General features: G+C 62.1%; 18 protein-coding genes. 8 read left to right on the top strand and 10 right to left on the bottom strand.

The window, feature by feature from the left end:
* Positions 1-154: 154 nt before the first annotated feature.
* Both ACLEJQ_RS19540 and cysK read right to left on the bottom strand, forming a co-directional pair.
* On the bottom strand, positions 155-1,093 hold the full coding sequence (locus tag ACLEJQ_RS19540) for an aspartyl/asparaginyl beta-hydroxylase domain-containing protein (RefSeq protein ID WP_440797592.1): 939 nt from the start codon (positions 1,091-1,093) through the stop codon (positions 155-157).
* 353 nt (positions 1,094-1,446) lie between these two features.
* Entirely contained in the window at positions 1,447-2,421 is a 975-nt protein-coding gene (gene cysK, locus ACLEJQ_RS19535) for a cysteine synthase A (protein ID WP_440797590.1), read from the bottom strand.
* 129 nt (positions 2,422-2,550) lie between these two features.
* On the opposite strand from cysK, the gene ACLEJQ_RS19530 reads away from it, so the two are divergent.
* The 3 genes from ACLEJQ_RS19530 (at position 2,551) to ACLEJQ_RS19520 (ending at position 6,031) form a co-directional block, all read left to right on the top strand.
* On the top strand, positions 2,551-3,627 hold the full coding sequence (locus ACLEJQ_RS19530) for a DUF748 domain-containing protein (protein WP_440797588.1): 1,077 nt from the start codon (positions 2,551-2,553) through the stop codon (positions 3,625-3,627).
* A gap of 346 nt (positions 3,628-3,973) precedes the next feature.
* Complete coding sequence (locus ACLEJQ_RS19525; protein WP_024780422.1) at positions 3,974-4,819, top strand: AAA family ATPase; 846 nt, start codon at positions 3,974-3,976, stop codon at positions 4,817-4,819.
* Between the two features lie 33 nt (positions 4,820-4,852).
* Complete coding sequence (locus ACLEJQ_RS19520) at positions 4,853-6,031, top strand: vWA domain-containing protein (RefSeq protein ID WP_440797585.1); 1,179 nt, start codon at positions 4,853-4,855, stop codon at positions 6,029-6,031.
* A gap of 104 nt (positions 6,032-6,135) precedes the next feature.
* Here ACLEJQ_RS19520 and ACLEJQ_RS19515 read toward each other — a convergent pair whose 3' ends face one another.
* The 7 genes from ACLEJQ_RS19515 to ACLEJQ_RS19485 all read right to left on the bottom strand — a co-directional run bounded on the left by ACLEJQ_RS19515 (position 6,136) and on the right by ACLEJQ_RS19485 (position 12,002).
* Positions 6,136-7,056 carry a biotin-dependent carboxyltransferase family protein gene (locus tag ACLEJQ_RS19515; protein WP_440797583.1) on the bottom strand — a complete coding sequence of 307 codons (921 nt, stop codon included), beginning with the start codon at positions 7,054-7,056 and terminating at the stop codon, positions 6,136-6,138.
* Positions 7,053-7,757: a 5-oxoprolinase subunit PxpB gene (pxpB, locus tag ACLEJQ_RS19510; protein WP_440797581.1), complete on the bottom strand. Its 705-nt coding sequence runs from the start codon at positions 7,755-7,757 to the stop codon at positions 7,053-7,055. Before pxpB ends, ACLEJQ_RS19515 begins: the two co-directional genes overlap by 4 nt.
* Positions 7,754-8,506, bottom strand: a complete 753-nt coding sequence (locus ACLEJQ_RS19505; protein ID WP_440797579.1) for a 5-oxoprolinase subunit PxpA — start codon at positions 8,504-8,506, stop codon at positions 7,754-7,756. The genes pxpB and ACLEJQ_RS19505 overlap by 4 nt, the downstream gene beginning before the upstream one ends.
* A 60-nt stretch (positions 8,507-8,566) precedes the next feature.
* A complete protein-coding gene (locus ACLEJQ_RS19500; protein ID WP_440797577.1) occupies positions 8,567-9,853 on the bottom strand; it encodes an MFS transporter in 1,287 nt (428 codons plus the stop codon).
* A gap of 296 nt (positions 9,854-10,149) precedes the next feature.
* Positions 10,150-10,692, bottom strand: coding sequence for a DUF2937 family protein (locus ACLEJQ_RS19495; RefSeq protein ID WP_003184238.1), 543 nt, complete (start codon positions 10,690-10,692; stop codon positions 10,150-10,152).
* Between the two features lie 12 nt (positions 10,693-10,704).
* Complete coding sequence (locus tag ACLEJQ_RS19490) at positions 10,705-11,481, bottom strand: class II glutamine amidotransferase (protein WP_440797575.1); 777 nt, start codon at positions 11,479-11,481, stop codon at positions 10,705-10,707.
* Positions 11,482-11,513: 32 nt separating this feature from the next.
* Positions 11,514-12,002: an MFS transporter gene (locus ACLEJQ_RS19485; protein WP_440797573.1), complete on the bottom strand. Its 489-nt coding sequence runs from the start codon at positions 12,000-12,002 to the stop codon at positions 11,514-11,516.
* 164 nt (positions 12,003-12,166) lie between these two features.
* Between ACLEJQ_RS19485 and ACLEJQ_RS19480 the strand changes: the two genes are divergently transcribed.
* Entirely contained in the window at positions 12,167-14,221 is a 2,055-nt protein-coding gene (locus ACLEJQ_RS19480; protein ID WP_440797571.1) for a S9 family peptidase, read from the top strand.
* A 220-nt stretch (positions 14,222-14,441) separates the two neighbouring features.
* Positions 14,442-14,915 (top strand): cyclic nucleotide-binding domain-containing protein, encoded by a 474-nt coding sequence (locus ACLEJQ_RS19475; protein ID WP_440797569.1) that lies wholly within the window; start codon positions 14,442-14,444, stop codon positions 14,913-14,915.
* Positions 14,916-15,062: 147 nt separating this feature from the next.
* Here the strand turns inward: ACLEJQ_RS19475 and ACLEJQ_RS19470 are convergent, their stop codons facing one another.
* Positions 15,063-15,350 (bottom strand): hypothetical protein, encoded by a 288-nt coding sequence (locus ACLEJQ_RS19470; protein WP_440797567.1) that lies wholly within the window; start codon positions 15,348-15,350, stop codon positions 15,063-15,065.
* Between the two features lie 74 nt (positions 15,351-15,424).
* Here ACLEJQ_RS19470 and ACLEJQ_RS19465 point away from each other — a divergent pair, with 74 nt between their 5' ends.
* From ACLEJQ_RS19465 to ACLEJQ_RS19455, 3 genes are all read left to right on the top strand, one after another.
* Entirely contained in the window at positions 15,425-16,111 is a 687-nt protein-coding gene (locus ACLEJQ_RS19465; RefSeq protein ID WP_440797565.1) for a hypothetical protein, read from the top strand.
* 48 nt (positions 16,112-16,159) lie between these two features.
* Positions 16,160-16,534 (top strand): YajD family HNH nuclease, encoded by a 375-nt coding sequence (locus ACLEJQ_RS19460; protein WP_003184246.1) that lies wholly within the window; start codon positions 16,160-16,162, stop codon positions 16,532-16,534.
* A 260-nt stretch (positions 16,535-16,794) separates the two neighbouring features.
* Positions 16,795-17,265 (top strand): RNA methyltransferase, encoded by a 471-nt coding sequence (locus tag ACLEJQ_RS19455; protein ID WP_440797563.1) that lies wholly within the window; start codon positions 16,795-16,797, stop codon positions 17,263-17,265.
* Positions 17,266-17,284: the final 19 nt, after the last annotated feature.

Below are 17,284 nucleotides of genomic sequence, written 5' to 3'. Positions count from 1 at the left end.
CTGCTGATTCCCGCACGGCACGACGCCAGCGTTGAACGCTGGAACCACAACCGCGATGACAGGGGATACAGGCATGAGCCGATCTCTTGGGAAGGTGGGTTCGAGAACCCGACGAGCGCTGACTATAACCAGCGCCCGAAGTATTGCGCAACCCTTAACCGAACAACCAATAGCCAAGCGCCGTGAGCACCAGCACCGCCAGCACCGGCCGCATCACCCGGTACGCCTTGGGGTGCTTGCGCTTGAACTGCTTGACCCGGCCGCTAAAGGCGTCGCTGAACGACTTGCTCCAGGCATAGGCCTGGTTGATCCCACCGACGCGTTCGTCATCCAGGTTCTGCGGCGCGGTGGCGCGGCCGAGGAAAGCGCTGATGGCGCGATTGACGCGGGTCATCAGGCGGTTGCTCAGTGGCCGTTCGACGTCGCAGAACAGGATCACCCGGGTCTGCGGGGTTTCGTTCTTCACCCAGTGCACGTAGGTCTCGTCGAACATCACGTCTTCACCGTCGCGCCAGGCATAGACCTGACCGTCGACAAAGATGCGGCAGTCTTCGGAGTTGGGTGTGGACAGCCCCAGGTGATAACGCAGGGAACCGGCGAACGGATCGCGATGGGGGTTCAGGTGGCTGCCGCCGGGCAACAGCGCAAACATCGCGCCTTTCACATTGGGAATCGCGCTCACCAGCTCGACGGTTTTCGGGCAGAGCAGCTCGGCGGAGGGCAGCGGTTTGTCGTACCACTTGAGGTAGAAACGCTTCCAGCCTTTCTTGAAAAACGAACCGAAACCGGCATCGTTGTTCTTCTCCGCAGCGCGGATGTACCCCTCGTCGAACAGGTGCATGGCCTCGTCGCGGATGACCTGCCAGTTATCCTTGAGCACATCCAGTTCGGGAAACTTGCTGCGATCCAGGTAGGGTTTGGAAGGTACGCCGGAGAACAGGTACATCAAGGCGTTATAAGGAGCGAACAACGCTGAATGATTGACGAATTGGCGCAAGACCGGCAAACGCGCCTTACCGCGCAGATGCACGTACAGCGTGCTGCCGAGAAACAACAGCAGCACCGAGGCCTTGGCGACAAACGAAAAAGTCATTTGGAACTCCTTGTCAGAAAACAACTAACGCAATGCCATCGGGCCAGCGCAGCGGCCGGTCATGGTATAGATCGTCGGCAGCGTAAGGAACCGCCCGGCGTAATATTCATTGTTGAGGGATGCGCAACAATGACATTCATGACACCCCTGGCCTGACCCTTGGCTGACACCGATCCAACACCGTGGCTCAAACCTGAAGCGGCTTTTGTGGCGAGGGAGCTTGCTCCCGCTGGGGCGCGCAGCACCCCCACTGCGATAATTGCCCCAAGACTGCAGGCGCCTGCTTCGCAGTCGAGCGGGAGCAAGCTCCCTCGCCACAATGATGTTCATCCACCCTCGCGGTGAGCCCGTTGTTACTGCTGGATCTCCTGCTCGGTAAACAAATCACTGAACAACATGCTCGACAAGTACCGCTCGCCCGAATCCGGCAGGATCACTACGATGGTCTTGCCTTGCATTTCCGGCTTTTCCGCCAGACGTGCGGCCACCGCCATGGCTGCGCCACAGGAAATGCCGCAAAGGATGCCCTCCTCCTGCATCAGCCGCAGGGCCATGGCCTTGGATTCCTCATCCGTGACCCGCTCGACCTGATCGACCATCGACAGGTCCAGGTTCTTCGGCACGAACCCGGCGCCGATCCCCTGGATCTTGTGTGGGCTGGGCTTGATCTCCTGCCCTGCCAGCGCCTGGGTAATCACCGGCGAGGTCTCCGGCTCCACCGCCACCGACAGGATCGGCTTGCCGCAAGTGTTCTTGATATACCGCGATACCCCGGTAATCGTTCCGCCAGTGCCTACGCCCGCGACCAGTACGTCCACCGCGCCGTCGGTGTCGTTCCAGATTTCCGGGCCGGTGGTCTTTTCGTGGATCGCCGGGTTCGCCGGGTTTTCGAACTGCTGCGGCATGAAGTATTTGGACGGGTCGCTGGCAAGGATTTCAGCGGCTTTTTCGATGGCGCCTTTCATGCCCTGGGCCGGTTCGGTGAGCACCAGCTCCGCGCCCAGGGCCTTGAGCACCTTGCGCCGCTCGATGCTCATGGATGAAGGCATAGTCAGCATCAGCTTGTAGCCACGGGCGGCGGCGACAAACGCCAGGCCGATGCCGGTGTTGCCCGAGGTCGGTTCGACAATCGTCATGCCCGGCTTGAGCCGGCCCGAGCTTTCCGCGTCCCAGATCATGTTCGCGCCGATCCGGCACTTTACCGAATAACCCGGATTGCGCCCTTCGATCTTCGCCAGGATGGTCACGCCGCGTGGGGCAATGCGGTTGATCTGCACCAACGGCGTATTACCGATGGAATGGGCGTTGTCAGCGAATATGCGGCTCATGGCTGGGGTCCTTGATTCAGCAGGAATTTAGCGCCTAAAGGTATGCCTGTTGCCCGAGTGCGTCCAGTTGCACCGAACGTTCCGGTTGCTCCAACAGTCAATGGCATTAACAACGCTGGGAGTGCTGACATGAAACGCCGATACAGCTGGCCACTGTGGACGCTCGCCGCCATCGTCGCGGTGCTGGTGGCCCTGCATTTCACTTTGCCCTACCTGGTGCGCGACTACTTGAACGACAAACTGGCCGACATGGGCGATTACCGCGGCCAGGTCACCGACGTGGACCTGGCGCTGTGGCGCGGGGCCTATCGGATCAATGGCCTGAAAATCGTCAAGGTCGACGGCAAGGTCCCGGTGCCGTTCGTCGACGCGCCGCTGATCGACCTGTCCGTCAGTTGGCACTCGCTGTGGTACGACCATGCCGTGGTGGCCGAAGCCGAATTCGCCCGCCCCGAAGTGAACTTCGTCGATGGCGGCCCCAACCGTCAGAACTCTCAGACCGGTCAGGGCACCAATTGGCGCGAGCAACTCAGCAAGCTGCTGCCCATCACCCTCAACGAAGTGCGAATTCGCGACGGCAAGATCACCTTTCGCAACTTCAACTCACAGCCACCGGTCAACCTGCGGGCCACCGAGGTCAACGCCAGCTTCTATAACCTGACCAACGTAGTGGACACCGAAGGCAAGCGCGACGCCCGCTTCGAGGGCAAGGCGCTGGTAGCCGAACACGCGCCGCTGGAAGTACAGGCAACCTTCGATCCGCTGAGCAATTTCGAGGATTTCGACTTTCGCCTGCGGGCCAGGAATATCGAGCTCAAGCGCCTGAACGACTTTGCCGCGGCCTATGGCAAATTCGACTTCAACGCCGGCCATGGCGACCTCGTGATCGAAGCCCAGGCCGACAATGCCCGGCTCAGCGGCTACATCAAGCCACTGTTGCGCGATGTGGACGTGTTCGACTGGCAGCAGGACGTGGAAAACGAGAAAAAGAACATCTTCCGTTCGGTCTGGGAGGCGTTGGTCGGCACCGGGGAAACGGCCCTCAAGAACCAGCGCAAGAACCAGTTCGCTACCCGGGTGGAGCTCAGCGGCAACGTGCATCAACAGAACATCAGCGCCTTCGAAGCCTTCCTGCAGATCCTGCGTAATGGCTTCGTCCAGGCGTTCAATGCGCGCTACGAGCAGCCGCCGCCTTCCAAGGATTAGCGACCGTACTGCTCACTCCTGAGCACCGCCATCCCTGTGGCGAGGGAGCTTGCTCCCGCTGGGTTGCGCAGCGACCCCAAAACCTGCGAGCGCTGCGCCCTGGAACGCCAGCCCTGCCGAGCGGGAGCAAGCTCCCTCGTCACAAAAGCGGGTCATGGCCGCTACTGCATTGCGACCCATTGTTCAGTGGTCGCGGCCTAGACCTAGTCAACATCTGACGCTCCATTCAGAGACTGAATACAGCGTCTGCGTTCACAGGCGGCGCGGCGCCGCGTTATAGTCGGGCACGACATTTATTTCGCGCGCCCACCTCATCGGGCCGGCGACACGTTCGAGGAAATTGCAGATGAAGTTCGAAGGCACCAGCGCCTACGTGGCCACCGATGACCTGAAGCTGGCCGTGAACGCCGCCATTACCCTGGAGCGGCCGTTGCTGGTCAAGGGCGAGCCGGGCACCGGCAAGACCATGCTGGCCGAGCAACTGGCGCAATCTTTCGGCGCACGCCTGATTACCTGGCACATCAAGTCCACCACCAAGGCCCACCAGGGTCTGTACGAGTACGATGCGGTCAGCCGCCTGCGCGACTCGCAGTTGGGGGTGGACAAGGTCCATGACGTGCGCAACTACCTGAAGAAGGGCAAGCTCTGGGAAGCATTCGAGTCCGAAGAGCGCGTGATCCTGCTGATCGACGAAATCGACAAGGCCGACATCGAGTTCCCCAACGACTTGCTGCAAGAGCTCGACAAGATGGAGTTCTATGTCTACGAGACCGATGAAACCATCAAGGCCAAGCAGCGCCCGATCATCATCATTACTTCCAACAACGAAAAAGAGCTGCCGGACGCCTTCCTGCGTCGCTGCTTCTTCCACTACATCGCCTTCCCGGACCGAGTCACCCTGCAGAAAATCGTCGATGTGCATTACCCGGACATCAAGAAAGACCTGGTCAGCGAAGCGCTGGACGTGTTCTTCGACGTGCGCAAGGTCCCGGGCCTGAAGAAAAAGCCTTCCACCTCCGAACTGGTGGACTGGCTCAAGCTGCTGATGGCCGACAACATCGGCGAAGCGGTCCTGCGCGAGCGCGATCCGACCAAGGCCATTCCGCCGCTGGCCGGTGCCTTGGTCAAGAACGAACAGGACGTGCAACTGCTTGAGCGCCTGGCGTTCATGAGCCGTCGCGGCACGCGCTGAGCCTCTCGTCCACCCAGCGCGAGGGCAACCGCCATGCTGCTAAACCTGTTCAATGAAATGCGCGCCGCCAAGGTGCCGGTGTCGGTGCGTGAACTGCTAGACCTGATCAACGCGCTGAAACAGCGAGTGGTCTTCGCCGACATGGACGAGTTCTATTACCTGTCCCGGGCGATCCTGGTGAAGGACGAGCGGCATTTCGACAAGTTCGACCGGGCATTCGCCGCCTACTTCAATGGCCTGGAGAAACTCGACGATCACCTCCAGGCGCTGATTCCCGAGGACTGGCTGCGCAAGGAATTCGAGCGTTCGCTGACCGATGAGGAACGGGCGCAGATCCAATCCCTGGGCGGCCTGGACAAGCTGATCGAAGAGTTCAAGAAGCGCCTGGAAGAACAGAAGGAACGCCACGCCGGCGGCAACAAGTGGATCGGCACCGGCGGCACCAGCCCGTTCGGTTCTGGCGGCTTTAACCCTGAAGGCATCCGTGTCGGCGACGCCGGCAAGCGCCAGGGCAAGGCCGTGAAGGTCTGGGACCAACGCGAGTACAAGAACCTCGACGACCAGGTGGAACTGGGCACCCGCAACATCAAGATCGCCCTGCGCCGCCTGCGCAAGTTCGCCCGCCAGGGGGCGGCAGAAGAACTCGACATCGACGGCACCATCGATCACACCGCCCGCGATGCCGGCCTGTTGAACATCCAGATGCGCCCGGAACGGCGCAACACGGTGAAGTTGTTGCTGCTGTTCGACATCGGCGGCTCGATGGACGCCCATGTGAAAATCTGCGAGGAACTGTTCTCGGCCTGCAAGACCGAGTTCAAGCACCTGGAGTATTTCTACTTCCACAACTTTGTCTATGAGTCGGTGTGGAAGAACAACCTGCGCCGCACCTCCGAGCGCACCTCGACCCATGATCTGCTGCACAAGTACGGTCCCGACTACAAAGTGATCTTCATCGGCGACGCCGCCATGGCGCCCTATGAGATCACCCAGCCCGGCGGCAGTGTCGAGCATTGGAACGAAGAAGCCGGTTATGTGTGGATGCAGCGCTTCATGGAGACATACAAGAAGCTTATCTGGATCAATCCTTATCCGAAGGACACCTGGGGCTATACCGCTTCGACCAATATCGTGCGCGAGCTGGTGGAAGACCGGATGTACCCGCTGACGTTGCGGGGGTTGGAGGAAGGGATGCGATTCCTTTCCAAGTAGATTTCTGGTGCCCTTTAGGGCCTCTTCGCGAGCAAGCCCGCTCCCACACTGGATCTTCTGCTCGACATAGATCCAGTGTGGGAGCGGGCTTGCTCGCGAAGCTTTTAGCTTTTGGAAAACACTTGCAGACATTCAACCTGCTGCCAATGCGCAACCTCCTGCACCACCGGCCGCAACCTCACCTGTGCCCCCGGCAGGCATTGCGCCAAACGGGCCAGAGCCAGCGGCGTCAGCGCGCCCAGGCGCGGATAGCCGCCGATGGTCTGCCGGTCATTGAGCAGCACGATCGGTTGGCCGTCCGGTGGCACCTGCACGGCGCCCAGGGGAATGCCTTCGGAAATCATCGCCGGGCCCTGGTATTCCAACGGCGTGCCCAGCAGGCGGATCCCCATGCGGTCGGCACGACTGTCCAATGTCCAGGCGCTGTTGAATGCGTCGAACAGGCTCCGTCCGCTGAAGGTGCCATTCTGCGCGCCCAGGATCAGATCCAACGGCGTCCCTTGCTGGAAATCCGGAATTCGTGCCTGCGGCATCGGCCGGGGCGTTGCCGTGCCGCGATAGCTCAAGTGCTCCCCGCGAACCAGCGCCCTGCCCTGCCCATCCAGGCCGCCGAGTTCTTCCCGCACCACGGTCGCCCGACTGCCGAGCACCGCAGGCGCGTCAAACCCGCCGGGGGCCGCCAGATAGGCCCGTGCCCCGAGTACCGGTTGGGTTAGCGACAACACCTGGCCTTTGCGCAGGCTGAAAAACCGCCACGATGCGACCGGCTGCCCGTCGATCCGCGCCCCCAGGTCCGCCCCGGCCAGCGCCAGTACGCAATCCTCTTCGGCCTCTACCGTGAAACCGCCGAGGGTGATTTCCACCACCGCCGCGTCCAGGGCATTGCCGAGCATCCAGTTGGCCCAGGCCATCGACAGCCAATCCGCCGCGCCGCCCTGGGTCACGCCCAGATGCCGGACACCGAAACGGCCGGCGTCCTGCAACAGGCACAACGGGGTGCTGGCCTCGATCAACAAACGGCTCATGCCTGCGCCTCCATTGGCGTGTCGTCGCCGCCCAGGGCGATGAATTCGGCGCGGTCCACGGCGGCAAAGCGCACCGTGTCGCCCGGTTGCATCAGGCTGTAGCCGTCACGCTCGCGGTCAAACAAACGGGCCGGGGTGCGACCGATCAGGTTCCAGCCACCGGGCGATACCACCGGGTAGGCCGCGGTCTGGCGCTCGGCAATCCCGACACTGCCCGCCGCCACGCGCTTGCGTGGCGTGTCGAGGCGCGGGGCGGCCAGTGGCTCGTCCACCAGGCCCATGAAGGCAAAGCCCGGCGCAAAGCCCAGGGCAAATACCTGGTACTCGCGCTCGCTGTGGCAACGGATCACCTGCTCCACCGTCAGGCCGCTGCGCCGGGACAGCAACGCCAGTTCCGGGCCGACACTGGGGTCGTACCACACCGGCAGCACATGGCATTGGCCGGTAGTCCGGGCATCGGGCGACAGGTTACTCAACGCATCGCCAATCAATTCCCGAGCCTGCATGGGGCTCAGCGCCAGCAAATCGTAATGCACCATCAATGTGGTGTAGGACGGCACCAGGTCGATCAGCCGTTCGGCGAACACTGCCCGCAGGCGCTCGCTGGCAGCGAGCATCCACGGCATGTTGGCTTCGGCGATTTCATCGAACAGGCGCACCATCAGGCAGTCCACCGCCACCACTTCCACACGTAGGTTCATGGCGCGGCCTGCTGGTCCAGGGCTTCGCGGATGCGCTGCACGGCGGCCACCGAACTGGCGTTGTCACCGTGTACACACAGGGTACTGGCTTTCAAGTGCAAGGCGCTGCCGTCGCTGGCGGTCAACGCATCGCCGCGGGCGATGGTCAGGGCCTGGCCGACGATGATCTGCGGGTCGTGATGCACCGCGCCTGGCGTCTGGCGCGATACCAGGTGCCCGGCGCTGTCGTAGGCGCGATCGGCGAAGGCTTCGAACCACAAGATCAGGCCATATTCGTCGCCCAGGGCCTGGGCGGCGCTGTTGTCCCGGGTTGCCATCAGCATCAGTGGCATCTGCCGATCATAGGCGGCAACCGCCTGGATCACCGCACGCAGTTGCGCCGGGTTCGCCATCATGTCGTTATACATCGCACCGTGGGGCTTGACGTAGCTGACCCGCCCGCCCTGGGCCCGGCAAATGCCGTCGAGGGCGCCGATCTGGTAGTGCAGCAGGTCTTGCAGTTCCTGGGCGCCATAGGCCATGGATCGGCGACCGAAGCCCGCCAGGTCCTGATAGGCCGGGTGCGCGCCGATCCGCACGCCGTGGCTCAGGGCCAGGCTGACGGTCTTGCGCATGATGCTCGGATCGCCTGCGTGAAAGCCGCAGGCGATGTTGGCGCAATCGATGAAGGGCATTACCTCGGCGTCCAGACCCATGGTCCAGCTGCCGAAGCTCTCGCCGATGTCGCAGTTCAATAGCAGGCGGTTCACGGTGAACGCTCCTGTAGGTGTGCTTTTTACTACCTGGGGCCAGCGCCCCACGGTGATCGATTATTCGGCTTCGAGCTGCTTGCCCTGGGTTTCCGGCAGGCTCAGCGCCGCCAGGATCACCACGCCGTAGGACACCGCCGCGAACGCCCCGATGCCGACACTCAGGGGGACCTTCTGGCTCAGCAGACCGATCAACAGCGGGAACAGTGCCGCCAGCGCCCGGCCAATGTTGTAGCAGAAACCCTGGCCTGAACCACGGATGCGTGTCGGGAACAGTTCGGTGAGAAACGAGCCCATGCCACTGAACATGCCCGAGGCGAAGAAGCCCAGGGGGAAGCCCAGCCAGAGCATCACGTTGTTGCTCACCGGCACCTGGGTATACAGCAACACGATGGTGAACGAACCGACGGCGAACAGGACGAAGTTCTTCTTGCGACCGAGGATGTCCGACAGGTACGCGCTGATGACGTAGCCCACGTAGGAGCCGATGATCACCATCGCCAGGTAACCACCGGTGCTCAGGACGCTCAAGCCGCGCTCGTTCTTCAAGAAGGTCGGCAGCCAGGACGTGATGGCGTAATAGCCGCCCAGCGCACCAGTGGTCAACAGCGAGGCGCGGATCGTGGTGAAGAGAATGCCGGGAGCGAAGATCTCGTAGAACTTCGCCGGGTTGCTCGGGGTTTGCCGGGCCTTGGCTTGGTTATAGACCTCCGGGTCCTTGACCAGCCGGCGGACGAAAATCACGAACACCGCCGGAACAATGCCCAGGATGAACAGGGCGCGCCAGGCGTCTTCCGGCGGCAACACCGAGAACAGCAGCGCATACAGAATCGCCGTCATGCCCCAGCCCAACGCCCAACCCGATTGCACCATGCCCACCGCCTTGCCACGGTCCTGGGCGCGGATCACTTCGCCCATCAACACGGCACCGGCGGTCCACTCGCCGCCGAAGCCAAAGCCCATCAACGTGCGGGCGATCAACAATTGCTCGTAGCTCTGGGCGAAACCGCAGAGGAAGGTAAAGAACGCGAACCACAGCACCGTCAATTGCAAGGTGCGCACCCGACCGATACGGTCGGAGAGAATCCCCGCTACCCAACCGCCAATGGCCGACGCAATCAGGGTGCTGGTGTGGATCAACCCCGCCTGCCCGGTGGTGATGCCCCACATCGCGATCAGGGTGGGCACCACGAAACTGAGCATCTGCGTGTCCATGCCGTCCAGGGCGTAGCCGATCTTGCAGCTCCAGAAGGTACGACGCTCTTGCTGGTTGATGTTGCGATACCAGTCGAACGGACCGGAACGGGCTTGGTTCTTGGGGACGCCGAGCGTGTCGGGTGCACTCATGGTGGTTCTCCACGTTTTATTGTTCTAAGCCTCGACGCTGCAAACGTGGAGACCGGTTGCCTCGATTCTTGAGCGTGCACGCCGACGCGTCCAACTAATAAAACACGGGCCGGGTCATAAGAAAAAATTGATTGGGCGAACAGATGCTCAGCCAGAACACCATTGTGGCGAGGGAGCTTGCTCCCGCTGGGCCGGGCTGGCGCTCCAGCGCGCAGCGGCCCCAAAAAAAGCGATGAGCGCTTCGCACTCAAGCGGGAGCAAGCTCCCTCGCCACAAAAAGCGTTTTAGCGTGAGCGTCAGAGCCCGCGCAGATCCCGCTCCTCAATCGGCCGGCTCTGGCGCAGGCGCTTGCCGCCCAGCACCACCCAGTCGATCAGACGGAACAGGCATTCCAGGCCGAACGACAGCAGCATCGCGCCGCTGATGCCCCAGATCATCGCTTCGGGGGTCAGCAGGATCTGATAGCTGTAGCCGTTCCAGGTTTCCTTGCGAATGTCCGGGTCGGCGGCCAGCGCCACTTGCAGCAAGCGGATGTACCAAGGGCCCTGCATCGCCTGGAACTGCTTGTCCAGGGCCTGCTGGCGCACCAACAGGGTGTTCAGGCTGTCGGCGTCGCTGCGAAAGATCGGGTCTTCACTGGCGCGGTAATGGGCCACCAGGGCCTGCATGTCGCCTTTGAAGAATTGGTTGGCGGTGCCCTGGAACCCTTGCAGGCCGGTCTGCGCCTCGATCAGGTGGGCTTCGACCCGCTTGGCGTAGTCGTTGATGAAACCCGGCACCTGGACCCCCACCAACAGGCCCACCGCAAACAACACCAACCGCAGATAGCTGAGCAACATAACGTGACGTCCTTATTCGGTCCGGCCCTGGCCGACGCATTCGCCGCGTCGCCACAGGCTCCATTGGCCCGGTTCATAGCGGGTCCAGGTTTCGTTTTCGGTCAAGGGTTCGGTGGCGATCACGGTGACCACATCATTGGGCGTGGTTTCCGCCTGGAAATCGACAATCACATCCACATCCTTGAGCCGCGCCGGGCCGAACGGCGCACGGCGGGTGATCTGGGCAAGTTTGGTCGAGCAATAGCAGAACAGCCAGTCACCGTCGCTCAGCAGGCAGTTGAACACGCCTTTGCCGCGGTATTCGGTGCAGGCCTGGAGCAACGTCGGCAACAGTTGCTCGACTTCCACCGGTTCCGGGAAGGCCTGGCGCACGCGGTTGAGCAAATCACAGAACGCCGCCTCGCTGTCGGTATCGCCCACCGGCCGGTAAAAACTGACGCCTGGCTGAAAATCGGCGAGCTGGCCGTTGTGGGCGAAACACCAGTTGCGGCCCCACAACTCGCGTACGAACGGGTGGGTATTGGACAAACAGACCTTGCCGACGTTGGCCTGGCGAATGTGGCCGATCACCACTTCGCTCTTGATCGGATAGCGCTGCACCAGGTTCGCCACCTCCGATTCGCTGCTCGCAGCCGGGTCCTGGAACAGGCGCAGGCCACGGCCCTCGTAGAAGGCAATGCCCCAACCGTCCCGATGCGGCCCGGTCTTGCCACCGCGCTGCATCAGCCCGGTGAAGCTGAACACGATGTCGGTCGGCACATTGGCGCTCATGCCCAATAATTCACACATGCTCGGAATCTCGCTTCAAAGGGCAGGCCAGGCTACAGACGCGGTTCGATACGCGAACGCTGGGGATTGCTCGGCACGGGTGGGCGACCGTAGCGATCATCACCGGCCACGCTGAATGGCGGCGCCTCATCATGCTCATCAGCTGCGGCGGCGGCTTTGGCGGCAGCGGCGCGCTCCTTGCGCGCGTTGGAAGCACGCTCGATGGGGAGGCGGATCAGCACGAAAACCAGGTAGACGCCGAAGGCGATCATGCCGTACATCAGCAGGTCGGACGCCGCCCGCCAGACGTTATTGCCAACCTTGAACAACACATCCAGGGCGACAATGGCCACGGCGGGCGCGAACTTATCCTTCACCGGGTCGATAATCGTCGGGCAAAACAGCAACACCGCCATCAGCAACCGCAACGGCTCGCGCAACCAGCGCCACATCCAGCGGGTCATGCGCATCCATACCAGCAGGCAGCCCAAAGCGGCGAAGGCGTAGAGGCCCCAGGCGATCAGATAGTCGTTCTCGGTCATGGTGTCCGTGGCAAGGCAAGCAAAGAGGCGCTTATAGTAACGGCTTTTCGCTCCTCGGGCTGCCCCGTGAGTGGACGAGTCCAATTTCAGGCACCAGGGTTGTTATCTGCGAACTATCCGCACAGGCCACTGGTCCCTTTTCGTACAACGTTCGAGAGCCTTTCATGCCCTTATCTGCCCAAGATTCCAACGCCCCGATTGCCCGCAGGGACCCCGGCGTCGACCCGTACGCCTGGCTGCAAGAGCGCGACACCGACGCCGTGCTCGATTACCTCAAGGCGGAAAACAACTATCAACAGGCGCAACTCGCCGACCAGGCCGCGCTGCGCGAAACCCTGTTCGAGGAAGTCAAGGGCCGGATCCTCGAGACCGACCTGTCGCTGCCCTCGCCCTGGGGTCCGTACCTGTATTACACGCGCACCACGGCCGGTGACGAATACCCGCGCCATTATCGTTGCCCGCGCCCGGCCGATGACAGCCTGACGGTCGATGAGAGCCACGAACAGCTGCTACTGGACCCGAACGCACTGGCGGGCGGCGGCTTCTTCTCCCTCGGGGCGTTCAGCATCAGCCCCGATCATCAGCGCCTGGCCTACAGCCTGGATACCACGGGCGATGAGATCTACACGCTGTTCGTGAAGGAATTGTCCAATGAGAAGGTCAGCGAACTGTCCTTCGAGAATTGCAATGGCAGCATGACCTGGGCCAACGACAGCCTGACGCTGTTCTTCGGCGAGCTGGACGAGACCCATCGCCCGCATAAACTCTGGCGCTACCGCCTCGATGGCACGGCCGCGGAAGAAGTGTTCCATGAGCCGGACGGGCGATTCTTCCTACATTGCTACCGCTCCAGTTCCGAGCGGCAATTGATCCTGTCCCTGGGCAGCAAGACCACCAGCGAGGTCTGGGTGCTGGATGCCTCGCAGCCCCAGCAGGCATTCACCTGCCTGGCACCACGGGTCGAGCACCACGAATACGACGTCGACCACGGCCTGCTCGACGGCCAGTGGACCTGGTTCATCCGCAGCAACCGCGACGGCATCAACTTTGCGCTGTACCAGGCGGCCGATACCGGCGTGGCGCCGACCGAAGCCGACTGGCAGAACCTGATCCCTCACAGCGACACCGTGATGATCGACGGTCTGAGCCTGAACGCTGGCGCCATGACCTTGAGCCTGCGCGAAGGCGGCCTGCCGATCATCGAAGTGCACCCACAGGATTTGCCGAAATATCGGGTGCAGCTTCCGGACGCAGCCTACAGCCTGCACGTACAGAACAGCCTGGAGTTTTCCAGCGAACGTATTCGCCTGCGCTATGAAGCCTTGAACCGCCCGGCGCAGATCCGCCAGCTGGACCTAGCCAGTGGCGAACAGGTTGTGCTCAAGCAAACCCCGGTGCTGGGGCCGTTCGACGCCGATGCCTACGTCAGCCAGCGGCTGTGGGCAACGGCTGCGGACGGCACGCAAGTGCCCATCAGCCTGGTGGTCAAGCGTGAAGCCCTCGGTCAGCCGGTGCCGCTGTACCTGTACGGCTATGGTGCTTATGGCGAGAGCCTTGACCCGTGGTTCTCCCATGCGCGGCTGAGCCTGCTCGATCGCGGCGTGGCGTTTGCCATCGCCCACGTGCGCGGTGGCGGTGAACTGGGTGAAGCCTGGTACCGCGCCGGCAAGCAGGAGCACAAGCCCAACACCTTCAGCGACTTCATCGCCTGCGCCGAACATCTGATCACCAACGGTTTCACCAGCGCCGATCGACTGGCAATCAGCGGCGGCAGCGCCGGTGGCCTGTTGATCGGTGCAGTGCTCAATCAACGCCCGGAACTGTTCAAGGTGGCGATAGCCGAGGTGCCGTTCGTCGATGTGCTCAACACCATGCTCGACCCGGACCTGCCCCTGACCGTCACCGAATACGACGAATGGGGCAACCCGCAGGAGCCAGACGTTTATGATCGGATCCGGGCCTACGCTCCGTACGAAAACGTCAAGGCCCAGGCGTATCCGGCGCTGCTGGTCATCGCCGGCTACAACGACAGCCGCGTACAGTACTGGGAAGCGGCCAAGTGGGTGGCGAAACTGCGCGCCACCAAGACCGATGACAACCCCCTGTTGCTCAAGACCGAACTGGGGGCTGGCCACGGCGGCATGAGCGGGCGTTACCAGGGATTGCGTGACGTAGCGCTCGAATATGCGTTCGTGCTGAAGGTTTTGGGGTTGGGGTGAGGAACTCTGTGGGGCGTAGGAGTCTTAGCTCCATGCTCAGACTTTGATACACGCCCAGCTTCATTGTGGGAGCGAACTTGCTCGCGATAGCGTCGGGTCAGTCAATATCAATGTCGATTGACATACCACCCTCGCGGGCAAGCTCGCTCCCACAGGGGTATCGCAGGACATCCAAGCACCCCGAAACCGCAACAGCCACAACAAAAAAGACCGTGACGACATGTCAGAACCGACCTTACTGAATAAAGAAATCCGCGACTGGCTGATGGACTGCGGTCTGTTCGACCAATTGCTGCCCGTCGACTTCGCCGCTGCGTCGGGCTATTTCAGCATCAGCGCCATTGCCGAGGGTGAAGCGATCTTTCGCGAGGGCGATGCCGGCAGCTTCATGTGCATCATTCACACAGGGCAAGTGGCCGTACAGAAAACCGGCCCCGACGGCCAACCCGTGACCATCGCCACCCTGCGCAGCGGCCGGGCGTTCGGCGAAATGGCGGTGCTCGACGGCGAGCGGCGCTCGGCCAGTTGCATTGCCGCGAGCAACTGCCAATTGCTGAACCTGGGCAAGGACTCATTGGAGAAAATGCTCAACGACGCGCCCAAGGTCGCCGCCAAGATCATCCGCGCCCTCGCCGTTTCCCTGTCCAAACGCCTGCGCATGGCCGATGGGCAGCTACTGTCGCAGCAGGTTTGACCACAGCACCGCAGCCCCTGGGAACACTACATCCCTTGTGGGAGCGAGCCTGCTCGCGATGGCGGTCGATCAGCCAGTATCCATGTTGACTGACACACCGCTATCGCGAGCAGGCTCGCTCCCACAAGGGTTTGCATCCACCTTGACTCATCCACCCGGCGACTTGACTTTCGGCGCTTGCGGCTCCATCCCCGGTATCGGCTGATCCCTCGGCGGCCTGGGCATTTCAATCGGTGGCAACAATGGCGGCCCGGCGCTACCGGGGCCGGCCTTCGGCACGCCGTTGGGAATGACCGGCGGGTATGGCATGGGGGTAGCGGTGCCGGGCGAACCGGGGACGCTCGGTGGATTGACCGGAATCGTCGGCTCCTGGGCCTGTGCGTCACTTAACGAGAGCGTCGTCAGGACAATGGCCGTTAGAATGGTGCACTTCATCAATGGCTCCGTGGCTCTGTCTACCTTCAGGCTAGTCCTAACCGCGCTGGTTCGCCCTTCTTCATGAGACTTCCATGAAACGTTTTGTCCTGCTCGACACCACACCCATCCCTGACAATAGCGGCGCCCTGTGCCTGTTCGAGTACGGCGAAGATTTCGTCATCAAGATCCAGGGCGGTGACGGCGGGCAATTGATGAACACCCGCATGCACGGCTCCGAAGACGCCCTGGCGGAGATTCCCTGCCGCAAGGTTGCCGGACGGCCCGGTTCACGAGTGCTGATCGGCGGCCTCGGCATGGGCTTTACGCTGGCCTCCGCCCTCAAGCATCTGGGCAAGAACGCCGAAGTGGTGGTGGCCGAGCTGGTCCCCGGCGTGGTGGAGTGGAATCGCGGCCCCTTGGGCGAAAAGGCCGGACGGCCGCTGTCGGACCCACGCACCGTGATTCGTATGGAAGACGTGGCCAAGGTCCTGCAAACCGAGCCCCAAGGGTTCGACGCGATCATGCTCGATGTCGACAACGGCCCCGAAGGCCTGACCCAGAAAGCCAACAGTTGGCTGTATTCGGCCGCAGGCCTGGCCGCCTGCGCCAAGGCCTTGCGGCCCAAGGGTGTGCTGGCGGTGTGGTCGGCCAGTGCCGACCGGCAGTTTTCCGACAAACTGAAAAAAGCCGGTTTCAAGGCCGAGGAGGTGCAAGTGTTCGCCCACGGCAACAAAGGCACCCGCCACACCATCTGGATTGCCGAGAAGCTCAAGGGCTGAGCTAAACTCTGCGCAACCGTCATCAGTCTTTTCTACAAAGGTGAACCCATGAGTTCGTCAACGCCACCGTCCAACACCGCCAAGCTGGACCGTATCCTCGCCGATGCCCAGCGCGACCGGGAAATGGGCTACCGCGACAAAGCCCTGAAAATGTACCCGCATGTCTGCGGCCGCTGCGCCCGCGAATTTTCCGGCAAGCGCTTGAGCGAACTGACCGTCCACCACCGCGACCATAACCACGACAACAACCCACAGGACGGTTCCAACTGGGAACTGTTGTGCCTGTACTGCCACGACAACGAGCACTCGCGCTACACCGACCAGCAATACTTCGGCGATGGCTCGCTGAGCACCCCGAAAATCGCCAAGGCGACCCACAACCCGTTTGCGGCGTTGGCTGGGTTGATGAAGAAAGACGAGTAGCCGCCTGACGAATAGCAGTCTTTTGTGGCGAGGGAGCTTGCTCCCGCTGGGTGGCGAAGCGACCCCCGCTTTAGAAAGGGACTGCTGCGCAGTCCAGCGGGAGCAAGCTCCCTCGCCACAGGTTTTTTGGAGCAACACACATCCCCTGTGAGAGCGGGCTTGCTCGCGAATGCGATCGAGCAGCCACCATCAATCTACAAACTGACCACCCTGCCCCATTCCCCGTATAATCGCGCCTTTTCCCCAAAGGCACCCCGCCCGTGGCCAACAAACGCTACAGCTGCATCGGTCTGTTCAACCCCAAGTCACCGGAAAACGTCGGCTCGGTCATGCGTGCCGCCGGTTGCTACGGCGTGGCGTCGGTGTTCTACACCGGCAAGCGCTATGAGCGCGCCGCCGACTTCGTCACCGATACCAAGAAAGTCCATTACGACATCCCGCTGATCGGCATCGACGACCTGAAGAAGATCCTGCCCCTGGGCTGCGTGCCGGTGGCCGTGGAATTGGTGGAGGGTGCCCGTCCGTTGCCCGAATACACCCACCCCGACCGGGCGCTGTACATCTTCGGCCCCGAAGACGGCTCGCTGGACAAGGAAATCCGCGACTGGTGCGAAGACGTGGTGTACATCCCCACCCACGGTTGCATGAACCTGGCCGCTACGGTCAACGTCGTGCTCTATGACCGCATGGCCAAGGGCAACAACACCCGTTCGGGGCCGCAATTCCGCTGATCGGTGTGAAATCCGATTG

It is taken from the genome of Pseudomonas sp. SMV71 (genome assembly GCF_052042015.1).
Taxonomy (GTDB): Bacteria; Pseudomonadota; Gammaproteobacteria; order Pseudomonadales; family Pseudomonadaceae; genus Aquipseudomonas.
Note: the sequence above shows the minus strand (reverse complement) of the source record. Positions and strands in the feature narration are given on the sequence as shown.

Coding starts and splice junctions, on each gene's coding strand:
- ACLEJQ_RS19480 (WP_440797571.1), top strand. CDS start 12,167: ATGCCCTTATCTGCCCAAGATTCCAACGCCCCGATTGCCCGCAGGGAC.
- ACLEJQ_RS19460 (WP_003184246.1), top strand. CDS start 16,160: ATGAGTTCGTCAACGCCACCGTCCAACACCGCCAAGCTGGACCGTATC.
- ACLEJQ_RS19540 (WP_440797592.1), bottom strand. CDS start 1,093: ATGACTTTTTCGTTTGTCGCCAAGGCCTCGGTGCTGCTGTTGTTTCTC.
- ACLEJQ_RS19530 (WP_440797588.1), top strand. CDS start 2,551: ATGAAACGCCGATACAGCTGGCCACTGTGGACGCTCGCCGCCATCGTC.
- ACLEJQ_RS19470 (WP_440797567.1), bottom strand. CDS start 15,350: ATGAAGTGCACCATTCTAACGGCCATTGTCCTGACGACGCTCTCGTTA.
- ACLEJQ_RS19485 (WP_440797573.1), bottom strand. CDS start 12,002: ATGACCGAGAACGACTATCTGATCGCCTGGGGCCTCTACGCCTTCGCC.
- cysK (WP_440797590.1), bottom strand. CDS start 2,421: ATGAGCCGCATATTCGCTGACAACGCCCATTCCATCGGTAATACGCCG.
- ACLEJQ_RS19495 (WP_003184238.1), bottom strand. CDS start 10,692: ATGTTGCTCAGCTATCTGCGGTTGGTGTTGTTTGCGGTGGGCCTGTTG.
- ACLEJQ_RS19515 (WP_440797583.1), bottom strand. CDS start 7,056: ATGAGCCGTTTGTTGATCGAGGCCAGCACCCCGTTGTGCCTGTTGCAG.
- pxpB (WP_440797581.1), bottom strand. CDS start 7,757: ATGAACCTACGTGTGGAAGTGGTGGCGGTGGACTGCCTGATGGTGCGC.
- ACLEJQ_RS19525 (WP_024780422.1), top strand. CDS start 3,974: ATGAAGTTCGAAGGCACCAGCGCCTACGTGGCCACCGATGACCTGAAG.
- ACLEJQ_RS19500 (WP_440797577.1), bottom strand. CDS start 9,853: ATGAGTGCACCCGACACGCTCGGCGTCCCCAAGAACCAAGCCCGTTCC.
- ACLEJQ_RS19475 (WP_440797569.1), top strand. CDS start 14,442: ATGTCAGAACCGACCTTACTGAATAAAGAAATCCGCGACTGGCTGATG.
- ACLEJQ_RS19490 (WP_440797575.1), bottom strand. CDS start 11,481: ATGTGTGAATTATTGGGCATGAGCGCCAATGTGCCGACCGACATCGTG.
- ACLEJQ_RS19520 (WP_440797585.1), top strand. CDS start 4,853: ATGCTGCTAAACCTGTTCAATGAAATGCGCGCCGCCAAGGTGCCGGTG.
- ACLEJQ_RS19465 (WP_440797565.1), top strand. CDS start 15,425: ATGAAACGTTTTGTCCTGCTCGACACCACACCCATCCCTGACAATAGC.